Raw genomic sequence first — 15,768 nt, forward strand, 5'->3', positions numbered from 1 at the left:
TCGACGTGGTCGAGCTGGGGTTGCTCGGCCGCGTGCGCGCTATCGGCCCGGCGGGGCCGGCGACGCTGCGGGGCGCGCGGCAGCGGGCGGTGCTGGGGCTGCTGGCCCTGCACGCCGGGCAGGTGCTGCCGGTGGGGCGGCTGGTCGACGCGGTCTGGGGCGAGGACCCGCCGCGCACCGCCGTGCGGACGCTGCACAGCCACGTGGCGCGCCTGCGGCAGGCGCTGGACGCGTGCGGTCTCGGCCCGGTCCTGCGCACCAGCAACCCCGGCTACGCGCTGGACGTGCCGCCGGAGCTGGTGGACGCGCTGCGGTTCGAGCAGCAGGTCCGGGCGGCGGCGCGGGCCGCGGAGCTGGGCGCGGCGACCGAGGCGCTGGCGGGGTTCCGGGCGGCGGCGGAGCTGTGGCGGGGCGAGCCGTTCGCCGACGCGCCGCTGTCGGGCTGGGGCGTGCGCGAGGTGGAGCGGCTGCACGAGCTGCGCCTGTCCGCGCTGGAGGGCCGGTGGGACGCCGAGCTGCGGCTGGGCAACCACGCCGGGGCCGCCGAGCAGCTGCCGCGGCTGCTGGCCGAGCACCCGGCGCGGGAGGGGCTGGTCGAGCTGCACGTGCTGGCGCTGTACCGCGGTGGCAGGCACACCGAGGCCCTGGCCGCGCTGCACCGGGCCCGCAGGCGGATCGCCGAGGAGCTGGGCGCCGAACCCGGACCGCGGCTGCTGGCCCTGCACAGCGCGGTCGTGCGCCGCGACCCGGCGCTGAGCGGCGCGCCGGCGGCCGGGGCCGGACCCGCGCAGCTCCCGGCCCGCGCGGGCTACTTCACCGGTCGCGACGACGAGCTGGCCGAGCTGGACCGGGTGCTCGACGAGCCGGACGACGACCAGCCCGTGGTGGTCGTGTCGGGCGCGGCGGGCGTGGGCAAGACGGCGCTGGCGGTGGAGTGGGCGCACCGGGTCGCGCACCGGTTCCCCGACGGCCAGGTGTTCCTCGACCTGCGCGGCCACGACGCGCGGCGCGCGGCGACCGCCGCCGACGCCCTGGCGCACCTGCTGCGCAGCCTGGGCCTGCCCGAGGACCGGCTGCCCGGCGGGACCGCCGAGCGCGCCGCGCTGTACCGGTCCCTGCTGCGGGACAAGCGGTGCCTGGTCGTCGCGGACGACGCCGGGCCCGTCGAGCAGGTGCTGCCGCTGGTGCCGGGCGCGGGCGGCAGCCTCCTGCTGGTCACCGGCCGGCGGTCACCGGCCGCGCTGGCCGCGTACTGCGCGGTGCGGCCGCTGGCGCTGGACGTGCTGGCGCACCGGTCGTCGGTGGCGCTGCTGGCCAGGGTGCTCGGCGCGCGGCGGGTGGAGCGGGAGCGCGGGCCGACCGCGCGCCTGGCCCGGCTGTGCGGCGGGATGCCGCTGGCGCTGCGGATCGCCGCCGCGCGGCTGACCGGCGAGCCCGCCGCGCCGATCGCCGGGCTGGCGGCGGAGCTGGCCGGCGCCGACCGGCTCGGCGCGCTGGCCGTCGACGGCGACACCCGCACCGTGCGCACCGTGCTGACCAGCGCCTACCTGCCGCTGGAGCTGTCCCAGACGCGGATGTTCCGGCTGCTGGGGCTCGCGCCGGGCACCACGTTCACCGCCTCGCTGGGCGCGGCCCTGTGCGACGTGCCCCTGGAGGTGGGGCGGGCGGCGGCGCGCGAGCTGCGCGCGGCGCACCTGATCACGGCGGTGGGCCCGGACCGCTACCGGTTCCACGACCTGATCCGCGAGTTCGCCCGGCAGCGCGCCCGCGAGGACGAGACCGAGGCGGCCACCACCGAGGTCGGCCACCGGCTGGTGGACTGGTACCTGCTGGTGGCCGACCGCGCCAACCGGGTGCTGGACCCCCGGCGCGACCTGGTGACGCCGACCCCGCGCCACCCCGCACCGGACCTGCCGCCCCTGGCCGACCAGCAGGGGGCGCTGGCGCTGCTGGAGGCCGAGCGGCCCAACCTGGTGCCCGTGGCCCGCTTCGCCCGGGAGACCGGCCGACTGGCCGCCGCCTGGCAGTTCACCTACCTGCTGACCAGCTTCTACGACGCCACCGGGCACTGGCGGGAACGCGTGGAGCTGTGCCGGCAGGGCACCGCGGCGGCGGGCGAGCTGGGCGACCCGCTGGCCGAGGCCGAGATGCTGCGGGCGCTGGGCGTGGCGCACTACATGACGCGGCGGCTGCACGAGGCGCTGGACACGCACGTCCTGGCGCTCCAGGCGGCCCGCGCCGCGGGCGACCTCGACGGCGAGGGGCACGTCTACAACAACCTCGCCAACACCTACGCCGAGCTGCGCCGCTTCGACGAGGCGGTCGCGGCCCACCGGCTGGCGGTGGCCCGGTGCCGGTCGGCGGGCAACCACCTGGGGCTCGCGCTGTCGCAGCGCAACCTCGGCAACACCCTGGTCCGCACCGGCCGGGCCGGGGAGGCGCTGGAACCGCTGCTCGACGCCCTGGCCCGGTTCCGACGGCTGGACGCGCCCCGGCTGGAGGCCGCCACCCTGGACACCCTCGGGGAGGCGCGCATGGCGCTGGGTGACCACCGGCAGGCGCTGGCCACCCTCGCCGAGGCGCTGGAGCTGACCCGCCGCACCGGGTACGTGTGGATGGAGATGGAGACCCTGCTGCACACCGGCGCGGTGCACCTGCTGCGGGAGGACTTCGCCGCCGCCGCGGACCGGTTCGAGCTGGCGCTGGCGATCAGCCGGGAGCACCGCCACCCGCACGTGGAGGCGGTCGCGCTGGACCGGCTCGGCCAGGCGTGCCTGGGCCGGGGCGACCTGGACGCCGCGCGCGAGCACCTGGAGCGGGCCCTGGCGGTGCGCCGCACCGTGCCGGACGGCTACGAGCACGCCACCGTGCACCGCCACCTCGCCGAGCTGGAGGAGCGCTCGGGCGACGGGGCCGCCGCGGCCTCCCACCGGGCCCGCGCGGGCGAGCTGTACCGGCAGGAGAACGCGACGGCCGAGGCCGAGGCCGTGACGGGCCCGGTGGTCAGCTCTTGACCAGCGTCAGCACGGTGCGCATGTTGCCCGGCGTCCCGGACGAGGGCGAGAAGAACTCCACCGGGATGCGCACCTCCTGACCCGGTGGCGCGGTGATGGTGAACCGCACGACGGCCCGCCGGGAACCGGGCGGCACGGTGAGGACCAGGTCCTCGACCGGCACGTAGCCCAGCCCGGCGCCGCCGTTGTCGAGCGTGCGCACGCGCACGTGCCGGGTGTCGGCCACCGTGGCCGAGAAGTGCGCGCTCGCCGGGCAGGAGAGCCGCCAGCACACGCCCGTGCCCTCGGTGGACAGCGACCCGTCGCAGTTCTCGCCGGGCGGGCAGGCCGGCGAGTCGTCGTCGGTGATCCAGCCCGCCCCGCTGCGCCCGGTGATCAGCACCCCGGTGGGCAGGTCGAGCGACACCCAGAACACCTCGACCCGCTCCGGCGCGGCGTCACCCGCCACGGCGACGGTGACGTACCTGGTGGCGGTGTCGCCCTGCCAGGTCAGCACCCCCGACCCGGCGGCGTAGTCGGACCCGGCCCGCCCGGGGTCCCGGTCGGCCGACGCCCCGTCGACCGTGCGGTACCGCACCGAGCCGGTCGCCACGCACCCCGGCGCCACCGCCACCGACACGGGGAAGCGGAACAGGGTCGTCCCGCCCGTGCCCTCGGCCTGCGCCACGTCCCCGACCTCCACGGTCGCCGGCGCGCACGCGGCGCCCGTGCCGGCCGTGGCCCCGGCCGGCACGACGAGACCCGCCAGCACCACCGAGGCGAGGACCCACAACGTCGTCTTCCTCATGCACCACCCCAACGCTCATCACCCCGCGCTTCCCGGCGGAAGCTTCCCCGCGTCCGCTCCCGGGACTGACTACGGGGACCGGGTTGCAGATCGGTTGTGCGCCGGGGGCCGGTCGGCGGGGTCACCAGGTCACCGGCAGCGCCGTCAGGCCCCCGGTCAGGGTGTCCTCGCGCAGCCGCAGCCCCTCCGGCGGCACGGCCGGCCGCAGGGTCGGGAAGCGGGCGGGCAGGCGGGAGAACACCGCCTGCAGCTCGATGCGGGCCAGGGGCGCGCCGATGCAGTAGTGCAGGCCCTGGCCGAAGGACAGGTGGTGCGCGGCGCGGCGGGACACGTCCACCCGGTCGGGGTCGGGGAAGACCGCCGGGTCGTGGTTGGCCGCGCCGATGTCGAGCAGGACGAGGTCGCCCGCCCGGATCGCCACCCCGCAGACCTCCAGGTCGACCCGCGCGTAGCGCGGCACCCCTCCCCCGCTGCTCCCCGGGATGCGCATGATCTCGTCCACCGCGCCCGGCACCAGGCCGGGGTCCTCCGCCAGCGCCCGCCACTGGTCGGGCTCGGCCAGCAGCCCCAGCGCGCCCATCCCGATCTGCACGACGGTCGTCTCGTGCCCGGCGAACAGCAGGCCCATCGACAGCACCGCGGCTTCCTCGTCGCCGACGTCCGCGGACTCGCAGAGCCACGACAGCACGTCGTCGGCCGGTTCCACGCGCTTGCGGGCGACCAGCCGCCGGCCGTACTCGTACAGCCGGCCCAGTCCCTCGAACGAGCGGGCGGCGTCGCGGACGTCCCCCGCGGCGTCGCTCCAGGCCCGGAAGTCGTCGCGGTCGGCGTAGGGCACGCCGATCAGCTCGCAGATCACCAGGATCGGCAGGGGCAGCGCGAGCACCTGGTGCAGGTCGACCGGTGGGGTGAAGTCCGCCATCTCGTCGAGCAGCCGGTCCGCGAGGGCCTCGACGCGCGGTTGGAGCACGCGCATCCGGCGGGGCGTGAAGTGCGGTTGGAGCAGGCGCCGCATCCGGAGGTGGTCGGCGCGCTCGGTGTCGAAGTCGCCCATGGGCCCGCCGAACAGGGCCGACGCCCCGGCGCGGGCGGCGGTGGCGGGCTCGCGGTGGGCGCGGCCGAGGCGGTCGTCCGAGAGCAGGGCGCGGACCTCGGCGTAGTCGGTGACCAGCCAGCCCTCGTCGCCGACGACCGTGCGCACGCGGTGCACGGGGCCGCGGTGGATCAGCGCGCTCAGCGCGGGCGGGGTGCGCAGGGGGTGGTCCCGGTCGAAGGGCAACTGGACGGTCATGGTGACCCCCGTTGGTCGTGCCGCCGCATGTCGACACGGGCGACGGTATTGCGGTATCCCGCACCCAACAAGGTGGTGGTGGCGGAACGACCCGTCCGGGCGATCCCGGTGCCCGGGGTGGGGCAGGCCGGGGTTGCGGGGCGAGGGCTGCGGGCTACGGCCCGGCGCGCGGGGAGGCGGGCGGTGGGGCACGGGGAGCCGGGTGGCGGGGCACGGGAGCCGGGTGGTGGGGCTCGGCAGCGGGAGGCGTGGCCGAGGAGCGGCGTTGCCCCATCCCCCACCGATGTGCTGTGATCGGGTCACCGCCGCGCGGAAAGCGTTTTCCAAGAAAGGGTTCACCATGCGCGCAGCAGTTCTGGCGGCGGCCATCGCGTTGGGGGTGGCCGCACCCGCCCAGGCGGCCCCGATGGACTACTGGCAGTACGTCGCCACCTACCCGACCGCCCAGGCGTGCCACACCTACGCCCGAGAAGAGCAGCCGTGGGGCGTGGACTACTACGTCTGCGACCCGAAGAACAACGCCTGGGACCTCTACTGGGTGTTCCTCACCCGAACCTGAGAACTCCAGACCTCAGACCAGGTTGCCGAAGCGCTCCGAGGCGGCGGTCAGGGCGTCCACGCAGGCGCGGACCACGCCCCGCTCGTCGTCCTCGGACCTGGTCACCGCGTAGATGACGCGGTTGAGCGCCGGGCGGGTGGCCAGGACGCGCACGCCGTCCGGCACCGAGTCCCGACCCAGGCGCGGCACGACCGCCGCGCCCACGTTGCCCGCGACCAGGGCCAGCTGGGTGGGGTAGTTGCCGATCGCGCAGCTGATCCGCGCCCCCGCGCCGTGGTGGCGCAGCACGTGCGCGAGCCAGTCGAGGCAGCCGGAGCCCGCGCTCCAGCCGATCCACGGGATGTCGTCGACCTCGGCCAGGTCCACGACCTTGCGGTGCGCCAGCCGGTGGGACGCGGGCAGCGCCAGGTCGGCCACGTCGTGCAGCAGGGTCGTGCGGGAGGTGGTGGGCGGCACGACCGCCGGCCGGTGCTCCCAGCTGTCCAGCACCGCCACGTCGAGCCCGCCGGCCACGATGCGCGGCAGGGTCTCCTCCGCCTCGCCCTCCTCCAGGGCGACCTCCAGGCCCTGGTGCCGGTCGCGCAGCAGCGCCAGCGCCGGCGGCAGCAGCGCGTGCAGCGTGGTGGGGATGGCGCCGACGCGCACCGTGCCGGTGACGTCCTCGCGCAGCAGCTCCAGGTCCACCCTGGCCTGCTCGACCTGGGCCAGGATGCGTTCGGCGTGCCGGGCCAGCACGTGCCCGGCGGTGGTGAGGCGGACGCCGCGCCCCCGTGGCTCCAGCAGCCGCTGCCCGGCCTCCCGCTCCAGCTTCCCGAGCTGCTGGGACACCCCGGACGGGGTCAGGTGCAGCGCGGTGGCCGCCGCGGCCACCGTCCCGTGCGTCGCCAGGGCGTGCAGGGCGCGCATCCTCTCCAGGCTGAACACGGAAGAGATGCTACCGGGTTCCGTGCAGGAACATTCGCTGGTGCTTGACGGTCCGGCGGTCGAGGCTGAGGGGTGTGACCACCACCGGACCGCACCCCGCCGGACCACACCCCACGGAGCCGCACCCCACGGTGGCCCACCCCACCGCGGCCCAACCCACGGCAGCCCACCCCACGGCAGCCCACCCCACGGCAGCCCAACCCACCGCGGCACACCCCACCGGACCACACCCCACCGCAGCCCACCCCACCCCTCGGCGCGTCAACCCGGCCCTGCTCGCCGCCGCGGGCAGCTCCTGCATCGCCCTGTCGTCGGTGTTCATCAAGGTGTCCGGGACCACCGGCAGCACCAGCGCGTTCTGGCGCTGCCTGCTGTCGCTGCCGGTGCTGCTGGCGCTGGTGTGGTGGGAACGCCGGCGCGGCACGGCGCGCCGCCGGGTGCTGCTGCCGCTGCTGGCCGGCGTCGGGCTCGGCGTGGACTTCGTGCTGTGGGGCGACGCCATCGGCCTCGTCGGCGCGGGCGTGGCGACGGTGGTCCTGTCGGTGCAGGTGGTCATCGTGCCCGCGGTGGCGTTCCTGGTGCACGGGGAACGGCCGTCGAAGCGGTTCCTGGTGGCGGTGCCGGTGCTGCTGGGCGGCATCGTGCTGGCGGGCGGGCTCGCCGGGACGCCCGCGTTCGGCGCCGACCCGGTGCTGGGCGCGGTGCTCGCGCTGGGCGCGGGCCTCGGCTACGCCGCCTACCTGCTGATGATCCGGCACAGCACCGGGCCCGGCGCGCGGGAGCACACGCTGTGCCTGGCCACGGTGTCCGCGGGCGTCGTCGCCGCGGTCCTCGGCGTGCCCACCGACCGGCTGGACCTCACGCCGGGCTGGCCGGCCCTCGGCTGGCTGCTGGCGCTGGCACTCGTGGGCCAGGTCGTCGGCTGGCTCCTGATCTCGACGGCCCTGCCGAGGCTGTCGAGCTCCACCGGCGCGACCCTGATGCTGCTGCAACCGGTGATCGCCATCCTGCTGGGCATCGCGCTGCTCGAAGAACGGCCGAGCACGCTGCAACTGACGGGCTGCTGCGTCGTGCTCGCGTCGGTGGCGTTCGTCGGCAAGGCGCGGCGCTGAACCGCGCGGGCCGCCCCGGACGCGGAGTGTTCCAGGGGAGCACTCCACGTCCGGGGCGGCGGCGCGTTCAGGCTGGGCTCTTCACCGTGAAACCGGCCCTCCGCAGCGCCTCGTCCCGGGACGAGGGGCCGACGAGCAGGACGAACTCGCCCGGCTCGACCACCCGGCGGCCCTGCGCGTCCACGATGGTGCAGTCGGCCACGGGGAGGTCCAGGCGCACCGTCGCGGTCTCGCCGGGGGCCAGGTCGACCTGCCGGAACGCCTTGAGCTCCCGGTCCGCCCAGCTGGCGGAGGTCACGGTGTCGCTGACGTAGACCTGCACCGTCTCGCGGGCCGGCCGGGCGCCCGCGTTGCGCAGGGTGACGGTCGCCCGGAGGTGGTCGTCGGGCCCGAGCACGGGGGTCTCCACGCGGAGGTCGGTGTACTCGACCTCGGTGTAGGACAGCCCCTCGCCGAAGGCGAAGGCCGGGTCCTGCGTGTGGTCGGCGTAGCGGCTGCCGTGCTGGCCGCGGACCTGGTTGTAGTAGGTGGGCTGCTGGCCCACGTGGCGGGCGAAGGAGATCGGCAGGCGCCCGCTGGGCTCGACCAGGCCGAGCAGCACCTCCGCGATCGCGCGCCCGCCCTTCATCCCGGGGTTGGCCACCCACAGCAGCGCGGCCGCGCCGAGGGCCGAGGGCGGCAGCACCAGGGGCTTGGAGGCCAGCAGGACCACGACCAGCGGGGTGCCGGTCGCGGCGAGGGCGTCGAGCAGGGCGATCTGGCCGCCGATGAGGTCGAGGGTGGCGGTGGAGCGGCCCTCCCCCACCAGCTCGATGCGGTCGCCCACCACGGCGACCACGTAGTCGGCGTCGCGCGCGGCGGCGACGGCCTCCGCGATCAGGGCCTCGTCCGGCGGGCACGGCACGACCACCTGCGGGCGGGGCTGGCCGTCGGGGAAGGTGTCGCCCTCGGGGTCCGGCGCGAGGGCGAGGATGTCCGCGCCCCTGGCGTGGACCACCTCCCACCCGGCGGGCACCAGGTCGCGCAGGCCGTCGAGCACCGTGGTGATCATCTCGCGCGGCTGGCCGTCGGGCAGCCAGTCCGCCTGGCCCGACGAGCCCGCCCAGTCGCCGAGCTGGGTCTGGGCGTCGTCGGCCAGCGGTCCGACGACCGCGACCCGGCGGGGGGCCGACCCGGCGGTGGCTCCCCCCTCCAGCGGCAGGACGCCGCCGTTGCGCAGCAGCACGAGGGAGCGCCGCGCCACCTCCAGGTTGAGCGCGGCGTGGTCGGGGTGGTTGATCACGGCGCGCTGCCGCCCGGCGTCGGGGTGGCGGGGGTCCTCGAACAGGCCGAGCTCGAACTTCAGGGCCAGGATGCGGGCCACGGCCCGGTCCAGGTCGGCCTCGGTGAGCAGACCCAGCTCGACGGCCTGGAGCGCGCCCTCGAAGAACCCGGGCGTGGTCATGATCATGTCGTTGCCCGCCCGGACGGCCGCCGCGGCGGCGTGGGTGTAGTCCGGCTGCACCCGCTGCTCCCAGACCATGCGCCCGACGTTGTCCCAGTCGGTGACCAGCGTGCCGGTGTAGCCCCACTCGCCGCGCAGCACCTCGTCGAGCAGCCACGAGTTGACCGTGATCGGCACGCCGTCGGTGGTCTGGTAGCCGAGCATGAAGGTGCGGCAGCCCTCGCGGGCGACCCGCTCGAACGGCGGCAGGAACCACGAGCGCAGCTTGCGCCGGGACAGGTCGGCCTCGCTGGCGTCCCGGCCGCCCTGCGTCTCGGAGTAGCCGGCGAAGTGCTTGGCGGTGGCGAGGATGGCGGTGGGGTCGGTGAGCCCGTCGCCCTGGTAGCCGCGCACCATCGCCGAGGCCAGCTCGCCGATGAGCACCGGGTCCTCGCCGAAGGTCTCGTCCACCCGGCCCCACCGCAGGTCGCGCGAGATGCACAGGACGGGCGAGAAGGTCCAGTGCACGCCGGTGGCGGCCACCTCGACGGCGGTGGCCCGCGCCACGCGCTCGACCAGGTCCGGGTCCCACGTCGCGGCCATGCCGAGCTGGGTGGGGAAGATCGTCGCGCCCTCGTGGAAGGAGTGCCCGTGGATGCAGTCCTCGGCGACCAGCAGCGGGACGCGCAGGCGCGTGCGGGCGGTCAGCTCGTGGGCGCGCACGACCCGTTCGGGGGAGGTGTGCAGGATCGAGCCGACGTGCTTGTGCAGCACGTGGTCGTCCAGGTCCTCCCGCGAGTCCAGCTGCATCATCTGCCCCACCTTCTCGGGCAGGGTCATGCGTTCCAGCAGGTCGGCCACCCGCTCCGCGATCGACCGGGTGGCGTCGAGGAAGGGCACGTCGTGATCCATGGGTTCTCCGGGGTGTGTCCAGGCCACGGCGGTTGCGGCGCCGCGGCACGTGCGGCGGCTGCGCGTGCGCGTGAGGTGGTCGGGAGGGGCGGTTGCGGGACCCGGTACCGACGCAGGGGGCCGGCGCGGTGCGGCCGGGGGCGGCGGGTCGTCACGGCGCCTGGACCGCCTGGGAGGTCGAGTCGGGCGGCCGGACCGGGACCGGCGCCGGGGCCGGGGCGGTCGTCGCCCCGGTTCCACCGCGGACCGCGGACCACGCGTGGACGCCGCGCACGTGGACCCCCACCGCACCCAGCCCCGCGAGACCCGGCTCAGCGGGCATGTCGACCGGGTGCCGCCGTCGTCCCGGCGATCGCGGTCCTGCGCGGGTGGAGCATGGCGTGTTCTCCATCGTCGTGGTGACGGGTTGTCACCACGGACACCCCGGTGGACGCGCGGGAACGCTCCCACAATGCTGTGAGAGCGCTCTCATCACCCGTGGTGTTCTGGTGGTGAATTTCGTGGATGTCCGTAGCCCGTCTTCCGCGCACGGGCGTCGCGCGTTCGAGCGTACCTCTTGCGCATAAGGCCGTACACACCTGCGGTTCAGGTTGCCCGGGATCCGGTACCCGCCCCGATTACCGGGAATCTCGGTCCCGCCCGTGCGGCGCATCACCTGTCGGTGTTCGGGTGGTCACCGAAGCGGCTCGCCCACGACGGCGAGCCGGCATCGACGCCCGCCGCAGAGGCAGCGGGGCACTACGGGGCAGCGAGGCGGCAGGGCGCCGACGTCTCCGGCCGGTCACGCGGCGTGACGCGGTCGAGGTGGGCGACGGGACCGGCGTCGCGCGCCGGTCCCGGTCCCCACGTCACGTCATGAGCGGCAGGCGCACCGTGAAGCGGGTGTCGCCCGGGACCGACGTGACGTCGATGGAGCCGTTGTGCCGCTGGCTGATGATGTCGTGGCTCAGGTGCAGGCCCAACCCGGTGCCCTGGCCGATGTCCTTCGTCGTGAAGAACGGCTGGAACAGCATCGGCAGCACGTCGGGCGGGATGCCCGGACCCGAGTCCCGGATCTCCACGACCGCGTGGTGCGCCTCCAGCTTGGTGCTGATGCGCAGCTCCCCGGTGCCGTCCATGGCGTCGACGGCGTTGTCCACCAGGTTGGTCCACACCTGGTTCAGCTCGCTCGGGTAGACCCGCAGCGGCGGCAGGTCGGCGTAGTCCCGCCGGACGCGGACACCGGTCAGCCGCCGCGACTGCATGGTCAGGGTCGCCTCCAGCCCCTCGGTCAGGTCGACGACCTGCTCCGGCGCCCGGTCGAGGTTCGCGTACGCCTTGGTGGACCCCAGCAGCGCGCTGATCCGCCGGCCCGCCTCGGACACGTCCTTGACCAGCGACCGGCTGTAGAGCGTGAGCCCCAGGTACCCGACCGCCGCTTCGAGCACCTCGGGCCCGACCGCCCGCTCCACCTCCGCCAGCACGTCGGGCGTCACGTCGTGGTCGGCGAGCACCACGTCCAGGCCGTCGAGGCCCGTCACGCCGCGCGCGTCCAACCAGTCCCGCACCGCGTCGCCCAGCTCGGCGGCGGCGAACGCGTCCCGCGTCCGGTTCGAGTGCTCGTGCTCCGCCGCGCGGGCCAGCACCGCGTCGACCACCTCGCGCTGCCGGGGCAGCGAGGTCCCGCCCCACCTCAGCACCCAGTCGGACAGCTCGCGCACCGCCCCGCCCAGCTCGGCCGCCGACCGCGAGATGGCGGCGACCGGGTTGTTCAGCTCGTGCACGAGCCCGGCGGTGAGCGTGCCCAGCCCCTCCAGCATCGCCCGCCGGCCCGCGTGGGCCTCGTAGGAGTGGATCCGCCAGGCCAGCACCGGCAGCAGCACCTGGCACACCTGCGGACAGCGCCGCAGGATCTCCAGGAACGAGGGCTTGTCGTAGGCCAGCAGGGTGGTCGGCCCGACCGCGGTGGCCTTGGCCAGGTAGCCGCCGCCGACGAGCAGCGGCAGCTCACCGGTGAACTGGTGGGCCGCCGCCGGCTTGTCGTCGTGGGCCGGCCGCTGCGAGGGCTCCCGCGCCACCTGCCGCGCCACCCGGGCCGAGTGCCGGCCGAGCACGTGCTCGCGGCCGTCCACCACCTTGGTGATCAGCAGCTCGCCGTCGAGCAGGACGTAGAAGTGGCGGGCGGTCTCGCCGTCCTCGAACAGGACGTCGCCGTCGGCCAGGAGCAGCCGGCGGCCCTCCGCCGCCAGCCACCCCAGGTCCCCGTCGTCGAGCGCGGCGAACAGGTGGACCTCACGCAGTTCGCCGATCCCGGTCACCGCACGCCCCCGGCCGCGTAGGGCCGCAGGGACAGCTCGTAGTGCCGGTCCCGCTGGCGCGAGAGGGCGCTGTAGGCGTGCGCGACCGACGCGAGGGTGACGTGGTGGTGCCACCCGCGGAACGACCGGCCCTCGAAGTGCCGGAGCCCCAGGTCCTCCTGCAACCTCTCCAGCTCGTCACCGGTGCGGTCCGGCAGCCGGGTCAGGCCGATCAGCTCGGTCATCCGCGAGGCGTTGAGGTTGGTGAGCCACACCGAGCTCGGCCGCACCTGGCCGGACGGCCACTCGGCGAGCACCCGGCGCGGCCGGGGGTAGGGCGTGCCCGGGGTGATCCGCGGCGGACCGGTCGGACCGGGAACGGTGGCCACGGCGAAGTGCGAGCTGCCCGACGGGCTGTCGGCGCGGTCCCCCCAGCGGACCGTCATCCGACCGTGCCGGGCCGACATCATCACCAGTTCCTCGGCGGTGGCCTGGCGCTCCGGCGTCCGGGGCGCGCCGGCCGAGGCGGGGGTGTCCGGGGTGACCCGGACGACGTAGGACAGGCCGCGCTTCCCCAGTTCCCGCACCAGGTTCTCGACACCGACCTCGTAGCGGGCGTCCACCACGACCGGGGGCGGCAGCAGGCCCCAGTCGTCGACCATCTCGTCCAGCGCCTCGACCAGGTAGCTCCACCACTCGCGGTGCTGCTCCTCCTCGGGCACGTGCGTCCTGGACCGCCGCTTCTGGTCGGCGTCCCAGCACCGCGGCAGCATCAGCCGCCAGTTCACCGGGACGCTCGCCTCCCGGCCGGCCAGGAAGACCGCGATCCCCTTCTGGCAGTTGAGGGTCCGCCGGGCGGAGGCCACGTACTGCTTGGCCACCCCGACGGAGTTGCGGCCGTTCTTCGGGAACACCACCTCCCGCACCACCCACGCCTGCGGCGCGAGCGCCGAGGAGAGGTGCCGGGCCAGGCCGAGGCGGACGGGCTCCCAGCGCCACGGGCTCTGGTTCACGAACTGCTGGAGGCACTGGTCGGCGCGCCAGCCGACGACGTGATCGGATATCCTGCGAATGGATTTGCGGCCGGGCACGTGGATCAGTCCGCGAACGTACGACTCCGCCCACCGCCGTTGGTCGGATCGGGCCAACGGCGTGAAGAACTCCTGGCAAAAAAGTGAAAGATATTCGGAGTCGCGGATCGCGGAACCGGGTAACTCGTTGTCCTTGCTCATCTGTTCCCCCAAATTGGTGAAAAATACGCAAGCGACATCGACGACGTGGCGGCACCCGGTGCTGTTCAGGCGACAGGGGTCCTCGGTCGCTCGTCGGCGACGGAATCCGGAGACGCCGGCAGCTCGAAGTCGTACATGAGGTGCGCGGAGATCATGCTCACGTGCGGCGCGTACCGCGTCCGCACGGACTGGAAGGCGTGCCAGGCGTCCTCGCCGGTGCGCTCCGGCGGCAGGCCGGCCGACAGGGCGGCCCCGATGGCGTCGGAGAACGCGTGCTCCTCGCGGCCGTGCAGGCTGACCTCGGTCCTGGGCACGCGCAGGCCGAGCCGGGACGCCGACTCCTCCAGGCAGCACGACCCGTTGTGCAGCAGCGCCTTCGTGTGCGGCGGGGCCCACTGCGGGGCGATGGCCTGGACCAGCGCGGCGGCGTCGAGCACGACGACCGCGGCGCGCAGCCACTCGAACTGGCTCGCGGGCCGGTAGTAGAGCAGGGACGGGTAGGAGACGTGGGTGGCCCGGATGTCGGCCAACCAGGCCGACCACTGGGCGAACGCGCCGTCGAGCCGTTCTCGCGACCCGGTGCGGAGGTGGTCGACGAGCAGGACCTCGGCGTCCGACGGGACGACGGCCGTGATCATCCCGCCGGTGACGAGCAGCTCGCGCCGGCGGAACGAGTCGAGCAGGCGGAGCAGGTGCACGAAGAACACGGCCAGCACCATCGCGCAGGAGACCCACGCGAGCAGCGCCAGGCCGGCGCCGGAGTCGCCGCCGTCGAGGGTGAGGAACCGGACCACCTCGTCGGGCTCGGGCCGCAGGACCCCGAACGCGAACGCGACCAGACCGAAGCCCGCCACCTGCGAGACCAGCCAGACCCACAGCATGAGGAAGACGCTCACCGGCATACAGGTGTCCAGCACCCTCTCCCGCAGCCTCCTCGGCGTGCGCCGGGCGAGGGCGAACACCGCCATCGCCACCACCCGCACCGACCACCGCGCGGCAACGGTCGAGGTCCGCCGCGGGGTGAACACCGTGCGCAGCACGCTGAGCCACCCGGCGAACACGACCGCTGCGCCGAGCAGGCCGGTCAGGGGGAGAAGAAGGCCGAAACCCATCGAGTAGTCCTCTCTCAACCGTTCGTCGCCCTTACCATGCGTCGGCGCGCGCTCGTTTCCCACACCGTGCTTGTGGTGGTACTCCGGGTACCAGCATTGCGTCGGCCGCAGACGCCATCCACACTCGCGGTGCCCGCTCGCCCGACACGGCGGGCGATATCCTTTTCCGGGGGGTGGTGTGGTTGGACAGCGGCCTGGGCCGGCGCGAGCTCGCGCAGTTCCTGCGCAGTCGACGGGAAAGGATCAACCCGGAACAGGTGGGGCTGCCGGTCGGTCCGCGTCGCCGGACCGCGGGACTGCGGCGCGAGGAGGTCGCGGTGCTCGCCGGGCTGAGCCCGACCTGGTACTGCTACCTGGAGCAGGGCCGCAAGATCCGGCCGTCGTCCGAGGTGCTGGACAGCCTCGCGCGGGTGCTGCTGCTGTCCGAGGACGAGCGCCGCTACATGCACATGCTCGCGCACGGGCAGGTGGCCGAACCGCAGCCGCTGGACACGGGTTTCCCGCCGGAGGACATCATCCGGCAGCTGGTGCGGACGACCGGCATCGGGCAGTACCCGGTCTACGCGCTCAACCTGAGCGCCGACGTCATCGCGTGGAACCACGCCACGACCGAGTGGTACGCGGACTTCGGCGCGCTCGACCCGGCCGAGCGCAACATGGTCCGTTGGATGTTCACCGACCCGACCGCGCGGATCCGGTTCGCCGACTGGGAGTCCGACGCCCAGGACATCGTGGCCCGGCTGCGCACCGTGCCCGCCCGCCGGCCGCACGACGCGCGGCTGGCCAGGCTGGTGGTGGAGATGAAGCGCCTCAGCGCGGAGTTCCGGCTGTGGTGGGAGGAGCACGACGTCATCGAGCAGCGCAGCAGGCTGCGGACCCTGTGCCACCCCACGCTGGGTAACCGGACGATGCGCCTCGTCGTCGTCTACCCGTCCGACACGGACTCCTACATGGTGGCGTACCACCTGCCCGCTGGTCCGAATGACACGCTGTAACCATTGGGCTTCTAAGTAGTAGACCAGTTGAGGGAGGACTGTGTTATTTCGTCGTTGACCCGTCACGTGGCATTCGGCCACCTTCTAGGTGCCGCCCCCCAGAGGTGCGGCGTTTCGGACACTGCGACAGC

Annotated in this window: 11 protein-coding genes; 4 read left to right on the plus strand and 7 right to left on the minus strand. The window is 74.6% G+C overall.

Going from position 1 to position 15,768, the window contains the following annotated elements; genetic code table 11:
- The first annotated feature begins 5 nt into the window (after nucleotides 1-5).
- Nucleotides 6-3,014, plus strand: a complete 3,009-nt coding sequence (locus Q5530_RS07560) for an AfsR/SARP family transcriptional regulator (protein ID WP_415361524.1) — start codon at nucleotides 6-8, stop codon at nucleotides 3,012-3,014.
- Here the strand turns inward: Q5530_RS07560 and Q5530_RS07565 are convergent.
- Nucleotides 3,004-3,801, minus strand: coding sequence for a Calx-beta domain-containing protein (locus Q5530_RS07565; protein WP_415361525.1), 798 nt, complete (start codon nucleotides 3,799-3,801; stop codon nucleotides 3,004-3,006). The two genes, Q5530_RS07560 and Q5530_RS07565, sit on opposite strands and share 11 nt — an antisense overlap.
- Before the next feature lie 121 nt (nucleotides 3,802-3,922).
- Nucleotides 3,923-5,092: a cytochrome P450 gene (locus Q5530_RS07570; RefSeq protein WP_415361526.1), complete on the minus strand. Its 1,170-nt coding sequence runs from the start codon at nucleotides 5,090-5,092 to the stop codon at nucleotides 3,923-3,925.
- Between the two features lie 340 nt (nucleotides 5,093-5,432).
- On the opposite strand from Q5530_RS07570, the gene Q5530_RS07575 reads away from it, so the two are divergent.
- Nucleotides 5,433-5,651, plus strand: a complete 219-nt coding sequence (locus tag Q5530_RS07575) for a hypothetical protein (protein ID WP_415361527.1) — start codon at nucleotides 5,433-5,435, stop codon at nucleotides 5,649-5,651.
- 12 nt (nucleotides 5,652-5,663) lie between these two features.
- On the opposite strand, the gene Q5530_RS07580 is transcribed toward Q5530_RS07575, so the two are convergent.
- Nucleotides 5,664-6,575 carry a LysR substrate-binding domain-containing protein gene (locus Q5530_RS07580; protein WP_415361528.1) on the minus strand — a complete coding sequence of 304 codons (912 nt, stop codon included), beginning with the start codon at nucleotides 6,573-6,575 and terminating at the stop codon, nucleotides 5,664-5,666.
- Nucleotides 6,576-6,889: 314 nt separating this feature from the next.
- Between Q5530_RS07580 and Q5530_RS07585 the strand changes: the two genes are divergently transcribed.
- Nucleotides 6,890-7,687, plus strand: coding sequence for a DMT family transporter (locus Q5530_RS07585; protein ID WP_415361529.1), 798 nt, complete (start codon nucleotides 6,890-6,892; stop codon nucleotides 7,685-7,687).
- Between the two features lie 67 nt (nucleotides 7,688-7,754).
- Here Q5530_RS07585 and Q5530_RS07590 read toward each other — a convergent pair whose 3' ends face one another.
- The 4 genes from Q5530_RS07590 to Q5530_RS07605 form a co-directional block, all read right to left on the minus strand.
- On the minus strand, nucleotides 7,755-10,022 hold the full coding sequence (locus Q5530_RS07590) for a glycoside hydrolase family 3 N-terminal domain-containing protein (RefSeq protein ID WP_415361530.1): 2,268 nt from the start codon (nucleotides 10,020-10,022) through the stop codon (nucleotides 7,755-7,757).
- Between the two features lie 848 nt (nucleotides 10,023-10,870).
- Complete coding sequence (locus Q5530_RS07595) at nucleotides 10,871-12,319, minus strand: ATP-binding protein (protein WP_415361531.1); 1,449 nt, start codon at nucleotides 12,317-12,319, stop codon at nucleotides 10,871-10,873.
- Nucleotides 12,316-13,530 carry an IS701 family transposase gene (locus tag Q5530_RS07600; protein ID WP_415361532.1) on the minus strand — a complete coding sequence of 405 codons (1,215 nt, stop codon included), beginning with the start codon at nucleotides 13,528-13,530 and terminating at the stop codon, nucleotides 12,316-12,318. Before Q5530_RS07600 ends, Q5530_RS07595 begins: the two co-directional genes overlap by 4 nt.
- Before the next feature lie 65 nt (nucleotides 13,531-13,595).
- The gene (locus tag Q5530_RS07605) at nucleotides 13,596-14,642 is read right to left on the minus strand and encodes a hypothetical protein (RefSeq protein ID WP_415361534.1); all 1,047 of its coding nucleotides are present in this window, start codon (nucleotides 14,640-14,642) and stop codon (nucleotides 13,596-13,598) included.
- Nucleotides 14,643-14,824: 182 nt separating this feature from the next.
- On the opposite strand from Q5530_RS07605, the gene Q5530_RS07610 reads away from it, so the two are divergent.
- Nucleotides 14,825-15,637: a helix-turn-helix transcriptional regulator gene (locus tag Q5530_RS07610; protein WP_415361536.1), complete on the plus strand. Its 813-nt coding sequence runs from the start codon at nucleotides 14,825-14,827 to the stop codon at nucleotides 15,635-15,637.
- The last annotated feature ends 131 nt before the right edge of the window (nucleotides 15,638-15,768 follow it).

Origin of the sequence: Saccharothrix sp. BKS2 (genome assembly GCF_047689505.1) — a bacterium.
GTDB classification, from domain to species: domain Bacteria; phylum Actinomycetota; class Actinomycetes; order Mycobacteriales; family Pseudonocardiaceae; genus Actinosynnema; species Actinosynnema lopnurensis.